General features: G+C 72.6%; 21 protein-coding genes. 5 read left to right on the top strand and 16 right to left on the bottom strand.

The features are described 5' to 3' along the window. Positions 1–103: 103 nt before the first annotated feature. The 5 genes from ilvA to ELX43_RS04380 all read right to left on the bottom strand — a co-directional run bounded on the left by ilvA (position 104) and on the right by ELX43_RS04380 (position 5,691). The gene (gene ilvA / locus ELX43_RS04400; protein WP_127784672.1) at positions 104–1,330 is read right to left on the bottom strand and encodes a threonine ammonia-lyase IlvA; all 1,227 of its coding nucleotides are present in this window, start codon (positions 1,328–1,330) and stop codon (positions 104–106) included. A 65-nt stretch (positions 1,331–1,395) separates the two neighbouring features. Beyond that, positions 1,396–2,241 carry a TIGR02569 family protein gene (locus tag ELX43_RS04395; protein WP_241249781.1) on the bottom strand — a complete coding sequence of 282 codons (846 nt, stop codon included), beginning with the start codon at positions 2,239–2,241 and terminating at the stop codon, positions 1,396–1,398. Between the two features lie 148 nt (positions 2,242–2,389). After that, the gene (gene moeZ, locus ELX43_RS04390; RefSeq protein WP_127782301.1) at positions 2,390–3,574 is read right to left on the bottom strand and encodes an adenylyltransferase/sulfurtransferase MoeZ; all 1,185 of its coding nucleotides are present in this window, start codon (positions 3,572–3,574) and stop codon (positions 2,390–2,392) included. Positions 3,575–3,701: 127 nt separating this feature from the next. Beyond that, positions 3,702–4,658, bottom strand: a complete 957-nt coding sequence (locus ELX43_RS04385; protein WP_346773865.1) for a DUF3152 domain-containing protein — start codon at positions 4,656–4,658, stop codon at positions 3,702–3,704. 46 nt (positions 4,659–4,704) lie between these two features. After that, positions 4,705–5,691, bottom strand: coding sequence for an alpha/beta fold hydrolase (locus tag ELX43_RS04380; RefSeq protein ID WP_127782300.1), 987 nt, complete (start codon positions 5,689–5,691; stop codon positions 4,705–4,707). Between the two features lie 133 nt (positions 5,692–5,824). On the opposite strand from ELX43_RS04380, the gene ELX43_RS04375 reads away from it, so the two are divergent. Then, positions 5,825–6,511: a TetR/AcrR family transcriptional regulator gene (locus tag ELX43_RS04375; protein ID WP_127782299.1), complete on the top strand. Its 687-nt coding sequence runs from the start codon at positions 5,825–5,827 to the stop codon at positions 6,509–6,511. Positions 6,512–6,571: 60 nt separating this feature from the next. On the opposite strand, the gene ELX43_RS04370 is transcribed toward ELX43_RS04375, so the two are convergent. Continuing rightward, on the bottom strand, positions 6,572–6,802 hold the full coding sequence (locus tag ELX43_RS04370) for a DUF3107 domain-containing protein (protein WP_127782298.1): 231 nt from the start codon (positions 6,800–6,802) through the stop codon (positions 6,572–6,574). Positions 6,803–6,959: 157 nt separating this feature from the next. Further along, entirely contained in the window at positions 6,960–7,631 is a 672-nt protein-coding gene (locus ELX43_RS04365; protein WP_206518106.1) for a ferritin-like fold-containing protein, read from the bottom strand. Positions 7,632–8,007: 376 nt separating this feature from the next. On the opposite strand from ELX43_RS04365, the gene ELX43_RS04360 reads away from it, so the two are divergent. Together ELX43_RS04360 and ELX43_RS04355 are read left to right on the top strand one after the other, a co-directional pair. Next, the gene (locus tag ELX43_RS04360; RefSeq protein ID WP_241249859.1) at positions 8,008–9,639 is read left to right on the top strand and encodes a DEAD/DEAH box helicase; all 1,632 of its coding nucleotides are present in this window, start codon (positions 8,008–8,010) and stop codon (positions 9,637–9,639) included. An 11-nt stretch (positions 9,640–9,650) separates the two neighbouring features. After that, positions 9,651–10,892 (top strand): hypothetical protein, encoded by a 1,242-nt coding sequence (locus tag ELX43_RS04355; RefSeq protein WP_127782295.1) that lies wholly within the window; start codon positions 9,651–9,653, stop codon positions 10,890–10,892. Here the strand turns inward: ELX43_RS04355 and ELX43_RS04350 are convergent. After that, entirely contained in the window at positions 10,885–11,682 is a 798-nt protein-coding gene (locus tag ELX43_RS04350; RefSeq protein ID WP_127782294.1) for a ParA family protein, read from the bottom strand. The two genes, ELX43_RS04355 and ELX43_RS04350, sit on opposite strands and share 8 nt — an antisense overlap. Before the next feature lie 88 nt (positions 11,683–11,770). On the opposite strand from ELX43_RS04350, the gene ELX43_RS04345 reads away from it, so the two are divergent. Next, positions 11,771–12,655 carry an oxygenase MpaB family protein gene (locus tag ELX43_RS04345; RefSeq protein ID WP_127782293.1) on the top strand — a complete coding sequence of 295 codons (885 nt, stop codon included), beginning with the start codon at positions 11,771–11,773 and terminating at the stop codon, positions 12,653–12,655. Here the strand turns inward: ELX43_RS04345 and ELX43_RS04340 are convergent. From ELX43_RS04340 to ELX43_RS04305, 8 genes are all read right to left on the bottom strand, one after another. Beyond that, the gene (locus ELX43_RS04340; RefSeq protein ID WP_241249780.1) at positions 12,618–12,944 is read right to left on the bottom strand and encodes a hypothetical protein; all 327 of its coding nucleotides are present in this window, start codon (positions 12,942–12,944) and stop codon (positions 12,618–12,620) included. The two genes, ELX43_RS04345 and ELX43_RS04340, sit on opposite strands and share 38 nt — an antisense overlap. Further along, entirely contained in the window at positions 12,941–13,846 is a 906-nt protein-coding gene (locus ELX43_RS04335; protein WP_206518105.1) for a PD-(D/E)XK nuclease family protein, read from the bottom strand. Before ELX43_RS04335 ends, ELX43_RS04340 begins: the two co-directional genes overlap by 4 nt. Continuing rightward, positions 13,843–14,715 (bottom strand): PHP domain-containing protein, encoded by an 873-nt coding sequence (locus ELX43_RS04330; RefSeq protein WP_127782292.1) that lies wholly within the window; start codon positions 14,713–14,715, stop codon positions 13,843–13,845. Before ELX43_RS04330 ends, ELX43_RS04335 begins: the two co-directional genes overlap by 4 nt. A gap of 93 nt (positions 14,716–14,808) precedes the next feature. Next, positions 14,809–15,312 carry a MaoC family dehydratase gene (locus ELX43_RS04325; RefSeq protein ID WP_127782291.1) on the bottom strand — a complete coding sequence of 168 codons (504 nt, stop codon included), beginning with the start codon at positions 15,310–15,312 and terminating at the stop codon, positions 14,809–14,811. 165 nt (positions 15,313–15,477) lie between these two features. Next, positions 15,478–16,053 carry a suppressor of fused domain protein gene (locus tag ELX43_RS04320; protein WP_127782290.1) on the bottom strand — a complete coding sequence of 192 codons (576 nt, stop codon included), beginning with the start codon at positions 16,051–16,053 and terminating at the stop codon, positions 15,478–15,480. A gap of 31 nt (positions 16,054–16,084) precedes the next feature. Beyond that, a complete protein-coding gene (locus ELX43_RS04315; RefSeq protein ID WP_127782289.1) occupies positions 16,085–16,600 on the bottom strand; it encodes a general stress protein in 516 nt (171 codons plus the stop codon). An 87-nt stretch (positions 16,601–16,687) separates the two neighbouring features. Then, positions 16,688–17,887, bottom strand: a complete 1,200-nt coding sequence (locus tag ELX43_RS04310; RefSeq protein ID WP_127782288.1) for an acyl-CoA dehydrogenase family protein — start codon at positions 17,885–17,887, stop codon at positions 16,688–16,690. 215 nt (positions 17,888–18,102) lie between these two features. Then, a complete protein-coding gene (locus ELX43_RS04305) occupies positions 18,103–18,660 on the bottom strand; it encodes a DNA starvation/stationary phase protection protein (RefSeq protein WP_127782287.1) in 558 nt (185 codons plus the stop codon). A gap of 178 nt (positions 18,661–18,838) precedes the next feature. On the opposite strand from ELX43_RS04305, the gene ELX43_RS04300 reads away from it, so the two are divergent. After that, positions 18,839–19,519 carry a VWA domain-containing protein gene (locus ELX43_RS04300; RefSeq protein WP_127782286.1) on the top strand — a complete coding sequence of 227 codons (681 nt, stop codon included), beginning with the start codon at positions 18,839–18,841 and terminating at the stop codon, positions 19,517–19,519. Positions 19,520–19,532: the final 13 nt, after the last annotated feature.

Below are 19,532 nucleotides of genomic sequence, written 5' to 3'. Positions count from 1 at the left end.
CCTGCGCCCGGTGAACCCGACGTCACGACCTCCTCACGCCCGTGCGCGCGACGGTGTGAGGAGGTGCCGGGCACCGTCGGCCCTGCTCAACGGGCGCCCGGTGCTACAGCAGGTACCGGAAGATCGGGCTCTCCGGCGGGATCAGCTGCACGTCCGGCGGCGCCAGCCGCATGCGCTCCAGCAGCGCGGGCAGGTCGTCCGGGCGGCTCAGCTCGATGCCCACCAGCGCCGGCCCACGCTCCCGGTTGTTGCGCTTGACGTACTCGAACAGGGTGATGTCGTCGTCCGGGCCCAGCACCTCGTCCAGGAAGCCGCGCAGCGCACCCGGCTCCTGCGGGAAGTCCACCAGGAAGTAGTGCTTGCGGCCCTCGTGCACCAGCGCGCGCTCGACGATCTCGCCGTAGCGGCTCACGTCGTTGTTGCCACCGGAGACCATCACCAGCGTGGTGGTGCCGGGCTCCACCGCCACCACGGTGCCCAGCGCGGCCGCGGCGAGCGCGCCCGCGGGCTCGGCGATGATGCCGTCGGTCTGGTACATCGCCAGCATCTCCACGCACACCTGGCCCTCGGCGACGCTCACCAGCTCGGCGCCGGAGTCGCGGATGATCGGGTAGGTCACCTCGCCGGCGCGGCGCACGGCGGCGCCGTCGACGAAGGGGTTCACCTCGGCCAGGCCCACCGGACCACCCGCAGCCAGCGCGGCGGCCATGCACTGCGCGCCGGCCGGCTCCACCCCGACCACGCGGATGCCGGGGTGGCGCTCCCGCAGCCAGGACAGCGCGCCGGCGAGCAGGCCGCCCCCGCCCACCGGAAGCACGATGGTGTCGGGCGGGCCGTCCAGCTGGGCCAGTGCCTCGGCCAGGGCGGTGCCCTGCCCGGCGATGGTCCGCGGGTGGTCGAAGGCGGGCACCACCACGGCGCCGGTGCGCGCGGAGTCGGCCGCCGCGGCGGCGGCGGAGTCGTCGTAGCTGTCGCCGAGCACGATCAGCTCGATCATGTCGCCACCCAGCGCGGCGATGCGGTCGCGCTTCTGCCGCGGGGTGGTGCGGGGGACGTAGATGCGGCCCCGCACGCCGGTGGTGGCGCAGGCGTAGGCCAGGCCCTGCGCGTGGTTGCCGGCGCTGGCGCTGACCACGCCGGCCGCGCGCTCGTCGTCGTCGAGCTGCGCCACAAAGTTGAAGGCGCCACGCACCTTGTAGGAGCGCACCACCTGCAGGTCCTCGCGCTTGAGCAGCACGGTGCCGCCCACCCGGGCGGAGAGCCGGCGGTTGACCTCCACCGGGGTGGTGGGCACCTGCCCGGCCAGGCGCTGGGCGGCGTCCTCCACCATCGCGGCATCGACGTCACCAGCGCTGGCGGGAGCGGCGCTGGGCGGGGGTGTGCTGGGGTGGGTGCTCACAGCTGCTCGCGGACCAGGACCGAGGTGTGCAGCAGCCCGTCCAGCGCCTCGGGCGTGGAGTGCGGGTGCAGGGCGTGCACCGCCAGCCGGAACAGCAGCGCGCGCAGCAGCATCTGCGGCCACTCCGGCAGCTGCTCCCCGCTGGTCAGCAGCTCCTCGTCGGCGTTGCCCCAGGCGAGGGCGTCCACCACCGCCACGGCGGAGCCCCACGCGGCCGGGCGCCAGAAGGGGGTGAGCTCGGTGATGCCGGGCTCGGCGGCACCGGCGAAGAGCACCGTGCCGAACAGGTCACCGTGCACCAGCTGCGCCGGGGACTCCACCGGCGTGCGCGCCTCGGCCAGCTCCTGCCACAGGTCGCTGGCCAGCAGCACCTCCAGGCCCGCACCGGCCGGGCGCTCCGCCCAGGCCGCCGCGTCGGCGACGGCGAGGAAGTCGGCCGGGTCCACGGCACCGGTGAGGAACCGGGGACGCTTGGCGCTCTCCAGCGCGGTGTGCAGACGCTGGGCGACCTCGACCACCTCGAGGTGGCGGGGCTCGGGCTGACCGGTGAGGAAGGTGTCGGCCGTCCAGCCGGAGACCACCCAGCGGCCGTCGGTGGAGCGCACCGGGCGGGCCAGACGGACGCGGTCGATCACCAGCGTCTCGCGCACCCCGGCTGACCAGGTGGCGCGGGCGTGGTCGGCACCCGGGGTGAGGACCACGTCCCCGCAGCGCCACCCGCTGCTCCACTCCGAGCCCAGCGGCTCCGGCTCCACGTTGCGCAGGCCGAAGGTGGCCAGCACGTGCGGAGGTGGCTCGTCCGCAGGGCTCGCCTGCGGGGTGGACGCATCAGTGACACTCACTCGTCGCAGGCTACCGGTGCGGCCCTGTCGACCACCGGATCCCCGGGGCGTTCCGGGCCCTTGTCGCCCCTGGCAACGCCAGAGAAGGGCGACAAGGGCCGGGAACACCATGCACCGAGGCATGCCCGGTGGTGCAGCTTGGCCGGTCCTAGTAGGTCGGCAGCGAGGTGTCCACCTGCTTGGCCCAGGCGAGCACACCACCCTGCAGGTGCGTGGCGTCGGAGAAGCCCGCCTTCTTGATCGCGGCGAGCGCCTCGGCCGAGCGCACCCCGGACTTGCAGTGCAGCACGATCGGCTTGTCGTGCGGAAGCTCCGACAGTGCCTCGCCGGAGAGGATGCGGTCCTTGGGGATGAGCCTGGCGCCAGGGATGCGGACGATGTCCCACTCCACCGGCTCGCGGACGTCGATCAGCTCGAAGTCCTTGCCGGCGTCCATCATGTCCTTGAGCTCAGGGGCGGTGATGGTGCTGCCGGTCGCCGCCTCCCGCGCGGAGTCCGAGACCACGCCGCAGAACGCCTCGTAGTCGATGAGCTCGGTGACCTTGGTGGCCTCGGGGTCCTTGCGCAGCTTGATGGTGCGGTAGGTCATGTCCAGCGCGTCGTAGACCATCAGCCGGCCCAGCAGCGGCTCGCCGATGCCCATGATCAGCTTGATGGCCTCGGTGCCCATGATCGAGCCGATGGAGGCGCACAGGATGCCCAGCACCCCACCCTCGGAGCAGGAGGGCACCATGCCCGGCGGCGGCGCCTCCGGGTACAGGTCCCGGTAGTTCAGGCCCTTGCCGTTGGGCGCGTCCTCCCAGAACACCGACGCCTGGCCCTCGAAGCGGTAGATGGAGCCCCACACGTAGGGCTTGCCCAGCAGCACCGCGGCGTCGTTCACCAGGTAGCGGGTGGCGAAGTTGTCGGTGCCGTCCAGGATGAGGTCGTAGTCGCGGAAGATGTCCAGGACGTTGTCGGCCTCCAGGCGCACCTGGTGCAGCACCACGTTGACCAGCGGGTTGATCTCCTCGATCGACTCCTTGGCGCTGACGGCCTTGGGCTTGTCGAGGTCGGACTGGCCGTGGATGACCTGGCGCTGCAAGTTGGACTCGTCGACCACGTCGAAGTCGACGATGCCCAGCGTGCCCACCCCGGCGGCGGCCAGGTAGAGCAGCGCGGGCGAGCCGAGCCCGCCGGCGCCGATGCACAGCACCTTGGCGTTCTTCAGCCGCTTCTGTCCGTCCATGCCGACGTCGGGGATGATGAGGTGCCGGCTGTAGCGGGCGACCTCCTCCTTGGTCAGCTCGGCGGCTGGTTCGACCAGCGGTGGCAGCTGGGTGGCGCTCGCCATGGTTTCTCCTGTTCGGGCGGTGCGTCGCACGTGCGGGGTGCGCGACGTTGCGTGAGCGTGCGTGCGTGTCGAGAAGCGATTCTCCAACCCTGCAACGCGCGGAGTGCCGTGGGGCTTCCCGAGCTGTTCAGCCGCGCGGAAACGGCCACGGGTTGAAGCGACAGGCGAACCCGTCGGCGGGCACGACACCGCCGGGGTCCACCGTGGCGATGGTGTTGTTGGCGGTGCTGATGGTCTGCTGCATCATCACCGGCGCCAGGCCGCCGTCGGACGCGCAGGCCTGGTGGGCGGCGTAGCCGATGCCGTGCCCCACCTCGTGGTTGATCGCGTACTGCCGGTAGGAGCCGATGTCACCCTGGAAGTCCACCGCGCCGCGGACCCACCGAGCCACGTTGAGCACCACCCGGTCGAGGTCGCTGGTGTAGCAGGACACCTCCAGCTTGATGGTGTAGCCGCAGACCTCGCGCACCGTGGTCGGCGTGGCCAGCGAGATCCGCAGCGCCGGCTGACCGGAGTCCACCCGCTGGAAGGCGTGCTTGAGCTCGCCGGTCCAGCTCTTGGGGTTGCTGAGTGTCTCGTCCACCATCCGCGCGAACGACTCCTCGCCGCCGAAGGAGGCGGTGTCCATGCCGTCCTCCACCTCGACGGAGTAGGTGGTCAGCTGGGCGGTCTCCGCGCCCACCCGGGGACCCGTTCCCGGCACCACGTGCCAGGTGCGGGTGGGCACGTCGGGCACGGGGCCGCCGTTCGGGAGCACCCCGGAGGGGACGTCGGGGGCGAAGGTGCCGTCGCCCGGGGGACCCGGCACCGCGCTCTGCTCGGCAGTCGTCCCGGAGCCGGCCAGCTGGGTGCCGGGGGCGGGCTGCGGGGGCGCGGACTCCGCCGAGGTGGCGGTGCTGGGCCCCGAGCGCACCACGCCCACGCTGGCGATCACCGTGAGCACCACCAGCAGCGGAACGGCGTAGGCCCGCCAGCCGTAGGCGGCCACGAAGCGGCCCAGCGGTCCGCGGCGCGAAGCGGGCAGACCGGTCGGGCGGGGCACCGGCCGCTCGTCGCCGTCGCGGTCTTCCGGTGGCCGGCTCACGGCGCCCAGGTTGCCACACCGGGCCGTGCCCGGCGCCGAGGCACGCTCACCACTGGCCCTCCTGCACCTCCTGCAGCATCCCGCGGACGGCCCGAGCCACGGCCACCGGCCGCTCCATCTGCGCGACGTGCCCCACCTGGTTGAACACCAGCAGGCGGCTGCGCCGGATCACCGCGACCAGCTTGGGGGCGCGCTCCACGGTCACCAGCCGGTCCTTGGTGCCCCACACCACCAGCGTCGGGGCCTGCACCTTGCCGGCCACCGACCACAGCGAGCGGTGCGGCAGGGTCACCCAGGTCTGCAGGATGGCGTTGAAGGACTTGTTCAGCGCCGACGACGCCCACGACTGCCCCTTCCGCTCGTCGGCCTCCTGCACCGCCGCCGCGATCTTGTTCTCCGGCACCGCGTCCGGGTCGGCGAAGCACAGCCGGATCATCTGCTCGGCCCGCCGCTCGGCCGGGGTCTCGGCCAGCTGCTGGCGCACCAGCCGTCCGATGATGGGGACCACCGCGAGCACCATCCGCAGGTCGGACACCCGCCGCGGGTCCGGACGCAGGTCAGGCACCGCCGGCGAGACGAGCGTGAGGGTCTGCACCAGGTCCGGCCTGCGCGCCGCCACCAGGATGGCGATGGCCCCACCCATGGAGTTGCCGAAGAGGTGCACCGGTGCCGGTTGCTGCTCGAGGTAGTCGATCACCAGGTCGGCGCAGCCGGGCAGGGAGTAGTCACCGTCGGCTGGAGGCTCGCTGCGGCCGAAGCCAGGCAGGTCCAGCGCGTAGCCCGGCATGAGGGGGGCCAGGGCACCGGCGAGGTCGGTCCAGTTGGTGGCCGAGCCGCCCAGGCCGTGCACGTACACGGCCGGGACAGCGCCTTCCGGGCCGGGCGTGGTGCGCACGTGCACCGCCCGACCACCGACGTCGACCATCTCCCCCGGCCACTCCGTCCGGGTCAGGTCGACGGCACCCAGCTCGGCGTGCACGTCGGTGGAGAGGGCGGTCGGGGCGACCACGGTGGCCGGGGCTGCGTTGCGCATGGCAACCAGGATGCGGCATCTGCGCCCCTCCCGCAGACTCAGTGCCGCCGTCCCGGCCTGTGGGCGGAATGCGTCCCGAGCTCATTACCCGCGAGTAACCTGGGCGGGCACACCAGCGAGCGAAGGCGGGTTGATGACGGACGTGGGCACGGACCAGGCCAGTGCAGGCTCCTCGAGGTCGACCCCGGTGCCTCGGCGCAACGCGCGGCTGCCGCGGACCGCACGACGGGCGCAGCTGATGGCAGCCGCCCGGGACGTCTTCGTCGCCCGGGGCTACCACGCCACGGGCATGGAGGAGATCGCGCTCCGCGCCGGGGTCAGCAAGCCCGTGCTCTACCAGCACTTCCCCGGAAAGCTCGACCTCTACCTGGACCTGCTGCACAGCTACGTCGACGACCTGGTGCGCCTGGTGCGAGAGGCCATCAACTCCACGCCGGACAACAAGCTGCGGGTGCACGCGGCGGTGGCGGCGTACTTCGACTTCATCGACGCCGACGGCCAGGGCTACCGCCTCGTCTTCGAGTCCGACCTGCTGGGCGAGCCGTCGGTGCAGCAGCGGGTGGACCGGGGAACCGAGCAGTGCATCGACGCGGTCACCGAGGCGGTGATGGCGGACGCGGGGCTGGACCCGCAGCGGGCCCGGCTGCTGGCGGCCGGCCTGGTGGGCGCCAGCCAGGTGGGCGCCCGCTACTGGTTGGACTCCGACCGCCCCGTGCCCAAGGAAGAGGCGGTGGAGATCATCAGCTCGCTGGCCTGGGCCGGGGTCGGCCACCTGCCGCTGCACGCGGGACAGGAGCGGGAGCCGGCCGGACCGAGCTGAGACCCGGCCGGACGAGCCGCGGGGCAAGGATCGTCCCCGTCGGCCCGTCCGGGTGGGCGATCAGGCTGTTCCGAACCCCACGCGGCGGCCGTCAGCAGGGCCGATCTCGACGTAGGAGATGCGCGAGGACGGCAGCACGAAGCGGCGTCCCTTGTCGTCGGTGAGGGCCAGCACTCCGTCGCGCGCACCCTTGAGGGCAGCGTCGACCAGCTCCTGGACCTCGTCCGGCGACTGGCTGCTGCTCACCAGCAGCTCGCGCGGACTTTCCGCAATGCCGATCTTGACCTCCACGGGGAACCTCCGGTCCACAGACAACTACCTACGGCCCGAAGGCTAGTGCAGCCGCCCTCGCTGGACGCACCCCGCGGCTGTGCTGTCAGCGAAACCGGGGCCCCCAGCGAACCCGGGCCCACAGCGAACCCGGGGCCCGCAGCCGAGGAGCAGAGCGTCAGCCCAGTCCCATGGCGCGCATCCGCCGGGTGTGCTGGTTCTGCAGGCGCCGGAACAGCTGGGCGAAGCCGACCAGCCCGGAGGTGCTGGTGATGAGCAGCTCGGCGAGGTCGTCGCGCCGGGCCACCACGTGCTGGGCCTGGGTCACGGCCTCCCCCAGCAGCCGTCGCCCCCAGAGCGTCAGCCGGGCGGCCAGCGCGGGGTCGGCGGCGCAGGCCGCACTCACCTCCTGCTCGGCGAAGGCGGAGTAGCCGGTGTCGGCCAGCACGGCGCGCACGGTCGCCCCGGTCTCCTCGTCCAGCGCCCCGGCGATCTCCCGGTAGAAGTCGGCCGCCAGCCCGTCGCCCACGTAGGCCTTGACCAGCGACTCCAGCCACGAGTCGGGAGCGGTGAACTCGTGGTAGGAGTCCAGCGGGGCGATGAAGGGCTGCATGGCCTCCTGCACCGCCACCCCGCGCTCGGCCAGGAAGGCCTCCACCTGGTGGTAGTGGCCCATCTCCGCTGCGGCCATGGACGCCAGCGCCGCCCGGCCGTCGAGGGTGGGTGCAGTGCGCGAGTCCTGGGCGAGCCGGTCGAAGGCCGACAGCTCGCCGTAGGCCAGCACCCCCATCAGGTCGACCACGCCCGGGTGCAGTGCAGCGCTGACCTCGGCGCTCTCGGCGATGCTCATGGGGCGTGAGCCTAGTCCGGCCGACGCGTGTCGCATCTGTCATGGTGAGACCACTTCAGTGCCAGTTGCGGTTACCATGTAGTTCGAGCACCAAGCGACATGCGGGTGCTCAGAAACTGCGCGCGCACCAGCCTCCCACGCTGCCGCGCCTCGCCGGAGCCGCTCAGCGGCAGCCGCAGCGGGGGCGCCTCACGGAGTGCAGGCCGGGTCTGCCAACCGGATCCGTCAGGTGCGTGCTGGCCCGAGAGAGGCACGACCCCTGACTACTTCACCGCTTTCCGACACAGACACCACCTCCACGGACACCGCCGTGAACGAGAACGTCGTCGACCAGAGCGTCGACCACACCGCCGCGGGCACCGCCCCCGAGGACGCCATCGCCAAGCCCCTGGTGGGCGACGCGCCGGTGGCCCCGCAGTCGCCGTCCTTCGCCGAGCTGGGCGTGCGCTCGGAGATCGTCGAGGCCCTCAACGAGGTGGGCATCGAGCGCACCTTCGCCATCCAGGAGCTCACCCTGCCGCTGGCGCTGGCCGGCGACGACCTGATCGGCCAGGCTCGCACCGGCATGGGCAAGACCCTGGGCTTCGGCGTGCCGCTGCTGCACCGCATCACCACCGACGGCTCCGGCACCACCACCCTGGACGGCACCCCCCGCGCCCTCATCGTGGTGCCCACCCGCGAGCTGTGCGTGCAGGTCACCCAGGACCTCAAGGACGCGGGCAAGCACCTCGGCATCCGGCTGCTGTCCATCTACGGCGGGCGCCCCTACGAGCCCCAGGTCGCGGCGCTGCAGAAGGGCGTCGACGTCGTCGTCGGCACCCCCGGCCGCCTGCTCGACCTGGCCCAGCAGGGCCACCTGGTGCTCGGCAAGATCGGCGTCCTGGTGCTCGACGAGGCCGACGAGATGCTCGACCTCGGCTTCCTGCCCGACATCGAGCGCATCCTGCGCATGGTGCCGGACAAGCGTCAGACCATGCTGTTCTCCGCCACGATGCCCGGCCCGATCATCACCCTGGCCCGCACCTTCCTCACCCAGCCCACGCACATCCGCGCCGAGGAGCCGGACTCCTCCGCGGTGCACGATCGCACCACCCAGCACATCTACCGCGCCCACGCGATGGACAAGGTGGAGATGCTCAGCCGGGTGCTGCAGGCCAAGGACCGCGGCCTGTCCATGATCTTCACCCGCACCAAGCGCACCGCGCAGAAGGTCGCCGACGAGCTCGCCGACCGCGGCTTCGCCGTGGGCGCCGTGCACGGCGACCTCGGCCAGGGCGCCCGTGAGCAGGCCCTGCGCGCGTTCCGCACCGGCAAGATCGACGTGCTGGTGGCCACCGACGTCGCGGCCCGCGGCATCGACGTCACCGACGTCACGCACGTGGTCAACTACCAGTGCCCGGACGACGAGAAGACCTACGTGCACCGCATCGGCCGCACCGGCCGGGCCGGCAAGACCGGTGTGGCGGTCACCCTGGTGGACTGGGACGACCTGCCCAAGTGGCAGCTGATCGACAAGGCGCTCGGCCTGGGGCTGCCCGAGCCCGAGGAGACCTACTCCAACTCGCCGCGCCTGTTCAGCGACCTCGACATCCCCGAGGGGATCACCGGCCGCCTGCCCCGGGCCGAGCGCACCCGCGCCGGCCTCGGCGCCGAGGTGCTCGAGGACCTGCCCGGCTCCCGCACCGGCGGCAAGAGCGCTCGTTCCGGCGGCCAGGGCCGCTCCGCCGGCGGCGACCGGCACGAGCACGGCAGCCGCCAGGAGGGCACCGACAAGCCCGCAGGGGCCGGTCGCCGCGGACCGCGCAAGCGCACCCGGGGCGGCTCCGCCGACGGTGCGCCCGCCGGCACGGGTGAGGGCACCCAGGCCACGGTCGCTCCGTCCACGGCAGGCACCGAGGGTGGCGAGGGCGGCGACGCACCCCGCAAGCGCCGTCGTCGCCGTCGCGGCGGATCGGGCGTCAACGCCTCGGGCGAGACGCCGGCCACCAGCACCGTCAGCGCTGACTGACCTGCTCCCCCGTGCTGGCACCGGAGCGGCGCACGCGAGCTGACGTGCTGGCCGCCACGGCGATCGTCCTGGTCGTCGTGGTGGCCGCAGCGCTGCTGTGGTGGCGCAGCGACGCCCGGGCCACCACCTCGATGGTCGCCGAGGAGCCCGCCGCCGCGCTGGTCGCCGCGACCAGGGTGCCACCGACGCTGAGCGAGTCCTGGCAGGCGCCGTCAGCCGCCACCACCGCCCCGGTGGTCGCCGGTGGTGTGGTGGCCACCGCCGACGGCTCCGAGGTGGCCGGGCGCACGCCCAGCACCGGGCAGACCCGGTGGAGCTACACCCGCGCCAACAGCACGCTGTGTGCCGCAGCCGGGCAGTGGAGCCTGGTGGTCGCGGTGTACCGCACCAACCGCGGCTGCAGCGACGTCACCGCGCTGCAGGCCTCCACCGGAGCCCGCGGCGCGCAGCGGACCAGCCTGGCCGACGACCAGGTGACGCTGCTCGGCGACGGGGTCTACCTCGCCTCCATCGGCTCCACCCGCACCGAGGTGTGGCGCTCGGACCTGGTGCGCACCATGGAGCTGGGCCGGGTGGACGCCCCGGTCAACCCCGGCTCGCAGCCCCGCGAGGGGTGCGCGATCCGATCGGTGGCCTCCTCCACCAGCCGCGTCGCGGTGGTCTTCTCCTGCCCCGGCGAGGCCGGCGAACGGCTCTCGCTGTTCGGCCCCACCCCCGACGACGCCACCAAGCCCGCCGAGCTGGCGACCACCCTGCTGGGCGTGGACGGCGCCCGTGCGGTGGCCGAGGCCGGCGACCGCACCGTGGTCTACCTGCCCGGTGAGCAGCCCGTCCTCACCGTCTACGACTCCGGCGCGCGGCCGGTGAGCACCGTCCCGGTGGCCGCCGCCGACGCCCCGCCCCCGCGCACCGGCTCAGCCGAGGGTGCGCGCCTGGTGGAGCCCACCACCACGCTGGGTTCCACCCTGCTGTGGTGGACCGGTCGCGCCACCGTGGCGCTGGGCACCGGCGACTACTCCACCGCGTGGGCGCAGCCCGGTGCGCTGGGCCCCGGGGTGGAGATGGCCACGCAGCTGCTGCTGCCGGTGCCGGAGGGCATCGCGGTGCTCTCCCCCGCCACCGGTCTGCGGATGCGCACCATCGACGTGCCGCGTCCGGCGGGGTCAGTACCTCCCGGCCAGGCGCTGGAGCTGGCGGTGGCCGGGACGGTGGTGCTGGAGCAGCGCGGTGCGACGGTGGTGGCGCTCAGCTGACGGCGACGTCGACCGTCACCAGCTGCGCCCCGTCGTCCCAGTGCGCCAGCAGGTTCTCCGCCAGCTCGCGGTAGGCCTGGGCGCCCTTGTTGCGTGGACCGGTGAGCACCGAGCTGCCCGACGCCGACGCCTCGGCGAAGCGCACCGTGCGCGGGATCGGGGGCGACAGCAGGGGCAGCTGGTAGCGGTCGGCGACGTCGGCGAGCACGTCCCGGCTGTGGGTGGTGCGCGAGTCGTACAGCGTGGGCAGCACGCCCAGCATCGCCAGCTCAGGGTTGGTGATGGCCTGCACGTCGGCCACCGTGCGCAGCAGCTGTCCCACCCCGCGGTGCGCCAGCGTCTCGCACTGCAGCGGCACCAGCACCGCGTCGGCGGCCGTCAGCCCGTTGAGGGTGAGCACCCCCAGCGACGGGGGGCAGTCGATGATCACCACGTCGAAGTCGTCGGCCACGGTGGCCAGCGCCCGCTTGAGCGCGTACTCCCGGCCCGGGCGCATCAGCAGCATCGCCTCCGCGCCGGCCAGGTCGATGGTCGCCGGCATCAGGCGCGGGCCCTCGACCACGTCCAGCAGCACCGTCGCGGCGGTGGCGTCGCCGAGCAGCACCTCGTGGGCAGAGGCGGTGAGCCCGTCCGGGTCGTGGCCCAGGCTGAAGGTGAGACAGGCCTGCGGATCGAGGTCGACGAGCAGGACTCGTCGCCCCAGCGCCGCCAGCGCCGCCCCCAGGGACGCCACCGTCGTGGTCTTGGCCACTCCGCCTTTTTGGTTCGCTACCGCCAGGGTGAAGGTCACCGGCAGATACTCCCACGCCGGGACCGCGGTCAGGCGCAGCAACGCAGCTCTGCTAGCGCGCGTCCCGCACCAGGGCCATGCTGGGACGATGCCCCCGCTCACCGCGAACCCACAGCCGGGCGCAGCCACCGACCCGGCTGAGGACCTCGGCCTGTTCGGCCCGGACAGCATCACCTGGCGGGTGCTGGCCGACCCGGCCATGGGGATCGGCGGGCTGCGGGCGCTGTTCCTGCAGGCGCTGCACCCGCTGGCGATGGCCGGGGTCTACGAGCACTCCGACTACCAGGCGAGCTTCTGGCCACGGTTGCGCCACACCGCCGAGTACGTCAGCACCGTGGGGTTCAGCCCCACCGCGCAGGTGGAGTCCGTGGCGGCCCGGGTGCGCCAGATGCACACCCTGGTGCACGGCACCGACGCGGTGACAGGTCTGCGCTACTCCGCCCAGGACCCCGACCTGCTGACCTGGGTGCACGTGACGGAGGTGTCCAGCTTCCTGCACACGGCGCGGCGCGGCGGCCTGACGCTCACCGGGGCCGAGCAGGACCAGTTCCTGGCCGAGCAGGTCCGGGCGGCGCGACTGCTCGGGGCGGACGAGGTGCCCGCCAGCCGGGCGGAGGTGGCGCAGTACCTGCAGCGGGTGCGCCCGCAGCTGCGGTGCAGCTCGGCCACCCGCGACGCCGCCCGGGTGCTGCTGGTGCCGCCGATGCCGTGGCGGGTGCAGCTGCTCACCCCGGCACGCCCGGCCTGGTCGGCGGTGGCGCTGCTCGGGTTCAGCCTGCTGCCGGCCTGGGCGCGGCGGATGTACCGGCTGCCCGGCCTGCCCACCACCGACCTGGCGGCGGGGGTGCTGCTGCGCGGGCTGCGCACCGTGGCGCTGGCGCTGCCGGAGCGGGTGCGGGTGGGCCCGCCCGTTCAGCAGGCCTGGGCGCGGGCGGCTAGCTCCACCACTGGGTCCACAGCAGACCACCCGTGAGCGCCAGCACCACCGCAGCGGAGCCCACGGCCGCGGCCGGCCCTCGGCGGTCGCCGTAGACCTGCACCAGCACCGCGGCCAGCGCCACCAGCAGGTGCGCGGCCATCATGGTGGCCGGTGGGCCCATGGCCCCGCGCTGCGCGGCCAGCACCGTGGCGCCCACCACCACCACGGCGAGGATCACCAGGCCGCCGGTGAGCACCCCGGAGATCATCCGCACCAGCCCAGCCAGGCGCTCGCCCGCGCTCGGGCCCCCGGTGTACGTCTCTCTCCTGCGCACGGTGCTCACGGCGCCAACCCCGCCCACGGCGCCAGCTCCGGCGCCTGCCGGCCCAGGTCGCAGCTGCGGCGGACGTCGCACCAGGAGCACTGCGCCCCCGGGCTCGGCGGGAACAGCACGTCGGGGTCGCCTCCGGCAGCGAGCGTGTCCGTGGTCAGCTGGATCTCCTGCGCCGACTCCTCGGCCCGCTGCTGGTGCCGGGCGAGGGACTCCGGCGTGTGGTCGAAGGCGAGCACCTCGCCGGTGGGCAGGTGGTGCAGCTCCACCCGGCGGCAGGGCTTGCGCAGGGTGCGCCGGGTGGCCAGCACGTACAGGGCCAGCGCCTGCGAGCCCCGCGCGTCGTCCACGGTCAGCGGGCGGCGCCCGGTCTTGTAGTCCACCACCACCAGCTCGGTGCCCTCCGGTGCCTGCTCGTTCACCCGGGCGTCAATGCGGTCCACGCGGCCCTCCGCCACGATGGCGCCCACCGGGGCGGCCACCCAGCGCTCCAGGCCCACGGGCTCCACCTCGGCCGCGCCACCGTCGAGGGACTCCACGTAGTCGGCCACCCAGTCCTGGGCACGCTCGCGGTAGCGCGCGGACTGCTCGGCGTCGGCGAACCCGCTGGCGCCCTGCACCGCGCTCCACGCGGTGCGCACCTGCGCTCGGGCGTCCTCCACCGTGCGGCGGGCGGCGGGCTGGTCGAAGAAGGTGCGCAGCGCGGCGTGCACCACCGCGCCCACGGTGTTGTGCGCCCACGCCCCGGCCCGGGGTGGCGCGGGGCGGTCCAGGTAGGTCATCCGGTAGCGGCGGCGGCAGGCGGTCCAGGTGCCCAGCTTGGACGGGGTGACCTTGACCAGCCTCGTGGGCATCCCGTCGAGGCCCAGCTGGTCGCTGCCCCCGGGGGCCACCGCCCGACGTCGGCCGCTCACCGCCGCACCACCGTGGCGCCGGTGGCGGCGTCCAGCAGCTGCTCGTAGTCCTGCGGCCCGGTGGTGTGCGTGCCGAGGCGCACCACCTTGTTGCGCCCGTGGTAGTCGCTGGAGCCGGTGGTGAACAGCCCCAGCTCGGCGGCCAGGCTGCGCAGGTGGCGGCGGTCACGGTCGTCGTGGTCCACGTGGTCGACCTCCACCCCGCCCAGCCCTTCCGGGACCAGCTCGGCGATGGCGTCGTCGGTGAGCATCGCGCCGCGGCTCTGCGCCCGGCAGTGGGCCAGCACGCTCACCCCGCCGGCGGCGGCCACCAGGTGCACCCCGCGCAGCAGCGGGGTGTCCTCCTTGTGCACGTAGTAGCGGCCACGGCTGGACAGCAGGTCGCTGAACGCCTCGCCCACCGAGGACACCACTCCGGCCTCCATGAGCGCGCGGGCCAGGTGCGGCCGGCCCGCCGAGGGGCCCGCCGCCGACAGCACGGCGTCGGGGTCGACGGGCAGGCCGTCAGCAGCCATCCGCTCCGCCATCACCCGCAGCCGCCGGGTGCGCTCCCCGCGCAGCCGGAGCCGCTCGGCGGCCAGCTCTGGGTGCTCGGGGTCGAACAGGTAGGCCAGCAGGTGCACCGCGACCTGGCGCCCACCCGCGCCGGGCCCGAAGCCCTCGGCCGGGGAGGCGCAGGACAGCTCCATGCCCGGCACCAGGGTGAGGCCCTCCGGCAGCGCAGCAGCAGCCTCCGCCCACCCGGAGGTGGTGTCGTGGTCGGTCAGCGCCACCACGTCCAGCCCCGCCGCGGCGGCGGCGGTCACCAGCTGGGCGGGGGTGTCGGTCCCGTCCGAGACCTTCGAGTGGGTGTGCAGGTCGATGCGCACGCGTCCTCACTCCTTCCTGGTCCCTGGATCGGCTGTCCTGCCCGGCGGGCACGTGCCCGCCGGGTAGGACAGAAAGCGACTGTCGCTGGTGCGCTAGGCCTTCGGCTCGGGGCGGCCGGGCTGCTCGCCGCCGCGCGCCTCGCCGTAGGAGCGCTTGGGCACCATCACCTTGCGGCGGAAGATGCAGACCACGGTGCCGTCCTGCTTGTAGCCCTTGGTCTCCACGTACACCACGCCGCGGTCGTCCTTGGACTTCGACGGGGTCTTGTCCAGCACCTCGGTCTCGCCGTAGATGGTGTCGCCGTGGAAGGTCGGCTTCACGTGGCGCAGCGACTCCACCTCGAGGTTGGCGATCGCCTTGCCGCTGACGTCGGCGACGCTCATGCCCAGCAGCAGCGAGTAGATGTAGTTGCCCACCACGACGTTCTTGCCGAAGTCGGTGGTCTCCTCGGCGTAGTTGGTGTCCAGGTGCAGCGGGTGGTGGTTCATGGTGATGAGGCAGAAGAGGTGGTCGTCGTACTCGGTGACCGTCTTTCCGGGCCAGTGCTTGTACACATCGCCGACCTCGAACTCCTCGTAGTACCGACCGAACTGCACCGTCTACCTCCAGGCTGGGTTCCACGGGGCGCAGTGCCCCGGTTGATCTTTGTCCGACGTGACGTCTCAGTGTGACGGAGTGAGCCAGGCCATCGTGCGGCGACCCGCAGGCGGCCCGCCCGCCGCGCTACCCGGTCGCGGGGAGCCCGACGTTGCCCAGGGCCGTCACAGCGTGACTGCGGAGCGGCCGGGGTCGCGGACGTCCACACCCGCCTCCTCCCACGCCTCCCGCAGCGCCTGGGCGCCGCGCAGCCGGACCCAGGCCGCCTCGGTGCCGGTCACCGGCACCACCTCGAGGAAGCGCACCGGGTCCATCGGCTCGGCCAGCGCCAGCTCCGGGACGTCGCTCTCGCCCAGCACCACCGCGGTGAAGGCCGAGCCCTCCCAGAGCGGCTCGCGCAGGTCGATCAGCGCGTCGGGCTGCAGCACCAGTCCCTCGACGACGGGGGCAGCGGCCAGGATGGCCAGCGTGCGCACCACGCCGTCGACCCCGCCCCGCACTGACAGCACCAGCTCGGCGCGGGGCCCGTGCACGCTGTCGGTCATGATCGCCTCGGGGTCACCCATGGGGTGGCGCGAGCAGCCCACGGTGGCGTAGCGAACCATCCGGTCGGAGTCGGGCCCGAAGCGCAGCACGTCCAGCGACTGCACCCCGAGAAAGGTCACCGACGCCCGCTCGGGAGCCGGCCCGACGATGTGGGTGCGCAAGTGGACGTCTACCTGGTCGAGCACCTCAGCCATTGCCCCATTGAACCAGTCGTGTCGTGCTGGCTCAGCCCTGGTTGCCCATCGACAGCTTGCTCAGCAGGTCGCGGGCCCGCTCGGCGGTGCGCGGCTCGCACAGCACGTCGTAGCGTCCCGCGACCAGCTGCATGGTGGAGGAGAAGTCCCGCTGGCCCTTGGTTGCTCCGTAGGTCATGGCTCCGGAGATGAGGCCGAACACCACACCCACGACGATGCCGGTGATCAGCGGCACCGCCAGGCCGCCCTCGCCGAAGAGGCTGAGCAGCAGTCCCACGAACACGCCGAGCCAGGCGCCGGAGGCGGCACCGGCCCCCAGCACCTTGGGCCAGGTCAGCCGCCCCAGCACCCGCTCGACCTGCATGAGGTCGACCCCGACGATGGTCACGTCCTCCACCGAGAACTCGCGGTCGGACAGGTAGTCCACCGCCCGCTGAGCCTCGGCGTAGGTCGGGTAGGAGCCGATGGGCCATCCCGTCGGTGGGGTCGGCATCGACAACCCCTTGCCCTGGTTGGACAGCGCACGGTTGGACATGGGGCTGGTCATCGGTTCAGCTCCTTATCGGGATACGGACTGCAGTCTCTCCGGTGCAACGAACCGAGCACGCGTTTCGTGCCCGGTTCGTCGTCCGGATCAGCGCCGCTGCGCGTACTCCTTCAGCAAGCCCCGACTGATGATCGTCTTCTGGATCTCGCTGGTGCCCTCACCGATGAGCAGGAACGGCGCCTCGCGCATGAGGCGCTCGATCTCGTACTCCTTGGAGTAGCCGTAGCCGCCGTGGATGCGGAAGCTCTGGGTGGTGACCTCGGCGCAGTACTCGCTGGCGAGCATCTTGGCCATGCCGGCCTCGACGTCGTTGCGCTTGCCGGTGTCCTTCAGCCGCGCGGCGTTCACCATCATCAGGTGCGCGGCCTCCACCTTGGTGGCCATCTCGGCCAGCTGGAAGGCGATGGCCTGGTGCTGGGCGATGGGCTTGCCGAAGGTCTCGCGCTGCTGGGCGTAGGCCACGGCGAGCTCGAAGGCGCGGATGGAGATGCCGCAGGCCCGGGCCGCCACGTTCACGCGACCGACCTCGACGCCGTCCATCATGTGGCCGAAGCCCTTGCCGGGCACGCCGCCGAGGATGTCGCTGGCCTTGGCCTGGTAGCCGTCGAACACCAGCTCGGTGGTGTCCACGCCCTTGTAGCCCATCTTCTCGAGCTTGCCGGGAATGGTGAGACCCGGCTTCACCTCGCCGAAGCCGGAGGGCTTCTCGATGAGGAAGGTGGTGAGGTTCTTGTACGGCTTGTCCGCACCCTCGTCGGTCTTCACCAGCGCGGCGATCAGGGTGGAGGAGCCACCGTTGGTCAGCCACATCTTGGCGCCGTTGATGGTGTAGTCACCATCAGCGTTCTTGGTGGCCTTGGTGCGAATGGCGGCGACGTCGGAGCCCAGGCCCGGCTCGGACATGGAGAACGCGCCGCGGACCTCGCCGGTGGCCATTCGGGGCAGGTAGTACTCCTTCTGCTCCGGCGTGCCGTGGTGGATCAGCATGTAGGCGACGATGAAGTGGGTGTTGATGACGCCGGAGACGCTCATCCAGCCCCGGGCGATCTCCTCGACCACCAGCACGTAGGTCAGCAGCGACTCGCCGAGGCCGCCGTACTCCTCCGGGATCATGAGGCCGAACAGCCCCATCTCCTTCATCCCGTCCACGATCTCCTGCGGGTAGGTGTCGGAGTGCTCGAGCTCCTGGGCACGGGGAATGATCTCCTTGTCCACGAAGTCACGGACGGTGGAGAGGATCTCCTGCTGGATCTCCGTGAGGTCCGCAGTCTGGGCGAGCCGTGCCATAGAGAACACCTTTCCAAGGGGTCGGACGCCGCAGCGTGGTGAGCGCTGCGACGGGTTGCCGGCGAACGTGTCGGAGCGCCGGCTGCACACCGGGTCCCGTACAAGTTACTCGCCAGTATGGCGGCTGCACCCACAACGCCGCGAGGGGGTGTGCTGATGCACACCCCCTCACGAGCACGCCACGGGTGGCGTGCGGAGAAGCCTTGTCGCCCAGGTCAGACCGCGTCGGCTGCGTCCTTGGCCGCCTCGGCCTCGCTGCTCGCACCGTCGGTGGACAGCTCGCCGCCGGCGCTCTCCAGGTGGGCGCGGATGAACCAGTGGAAGAGCTCCAGCTCGCCGGACTGGCCGGTGAGCAGGTCCTCGGTCACCGGGTCCAGCTCGCCGACCTCCTCCATCGCCTTGCGGTGGTCACCGATGACGCCGGTGTAGACCACGTCCAGGGCACCGAGGTGGGCGATGGAGCCCGCACGGTTGACGGAGTAGTCGTCCCAGGTGCGGTCGCGCACCAGCGCGCCCGGGGTGCCGTTGGGCGAGGCGCCCAGGGTCGCGATGCGCTCCGCGACCGCGTCGGCCATCGCACGGACCGCCTCGACCTGGGGGTCGAGCATCTCGTGCACGGCGATGAACTGCGGGCCCACCACGTTCCAGTGCACGTGCTTGAGGGTCAGGTGCAGGTCGTTGAGTGCGTAGAGCCGCTTCTGGAGGGTCGCGGCCACCGTCGCGCCGTCCTCTGGGTTCATTCCGGGAACTGTGTAATGAAGTGAATTGGCCATGCGTGCACCATACTTCTTCGCCACGACGCGCGCCGGAGGAGTCGACGGCCGAACGCATCTTCGCAGATGAGGCGGGACAAGGCCGCGCCGGTGTGCAAAGATCGCGACGCCCGAAATGCGTGGTTCCGCTGTGGCCAGGATCGGGTTCATCAACCTTCGCTGACACCCAGGGAGCACGATGCGTTCACGGTTGCGCGGTCCACTCGGTCCCGTCCTGGCCGCCCTGCTCACCTCGACGCTGGGCCAGCTGCCCATGGCCCCGCCGGCCGGGGCGCAGGGCGCCACCGGCCCCGCCGCGCTCGTCGTGCTGGACGTCTCCGGATCGATGGCCGCGCCCGGCCAGGGCGGCGCCGCCCTCATCGAGCAGGCGCGCACCGCGGTGAGCAGCACCGTGGCCGCGCTGCCGGCCGGCTCGCAGGTGGGCCTGCGGGTGTACGGCTCGACGGTGGGCAGCGAGGAGTCCAACAAGGCCGCGGGCTGCCAGGACAGCAGGCTGCTGGTGCCGGTGGGCCCGGTGAACCCCGCTGCGATCAACGCCGCGCTGGGCAGCGTGCAGCCCAGCGGGTGGACGCCCATCGGGCTGGCCCTGCAGCAGGGCGCCAAGGACCTGCCGAGCACCGGTCCCCGCACCATCGTGCTGGTCTCCGACGGGCTGGACACCTGCGCTCCCCCGGACCCCTGCGAGGTGGCCAGGCAGCTCAGCGCCGACGGCGTGCCGGTGACCGTGGAGGCCATCGGCTTCAACCTGCCCGCCGGCGACCCGGCGACCCGGCTCGCGGCCAGCTGCAGTGCATCGCCGGCGCCACCGGCGGCGAGTACCGCGACGCCGCCGACGCCGGCCAGCTCGCCGCGGCCCTGACCAGCTCCTCCCA

Source organism: Rhodococcus sp. X156 (assembly GCF_004006015.1).
GTDB lineage: Bacteria > Actinomycetota > Actinomycetes > Mycobacteriales > Mycobacteriaceae > X156.
The sequence above is the reverse complement of the archived record's forward strand: the minus strand, read 5'-3'. Positions and strand labels throughout refer to the sequence as shown.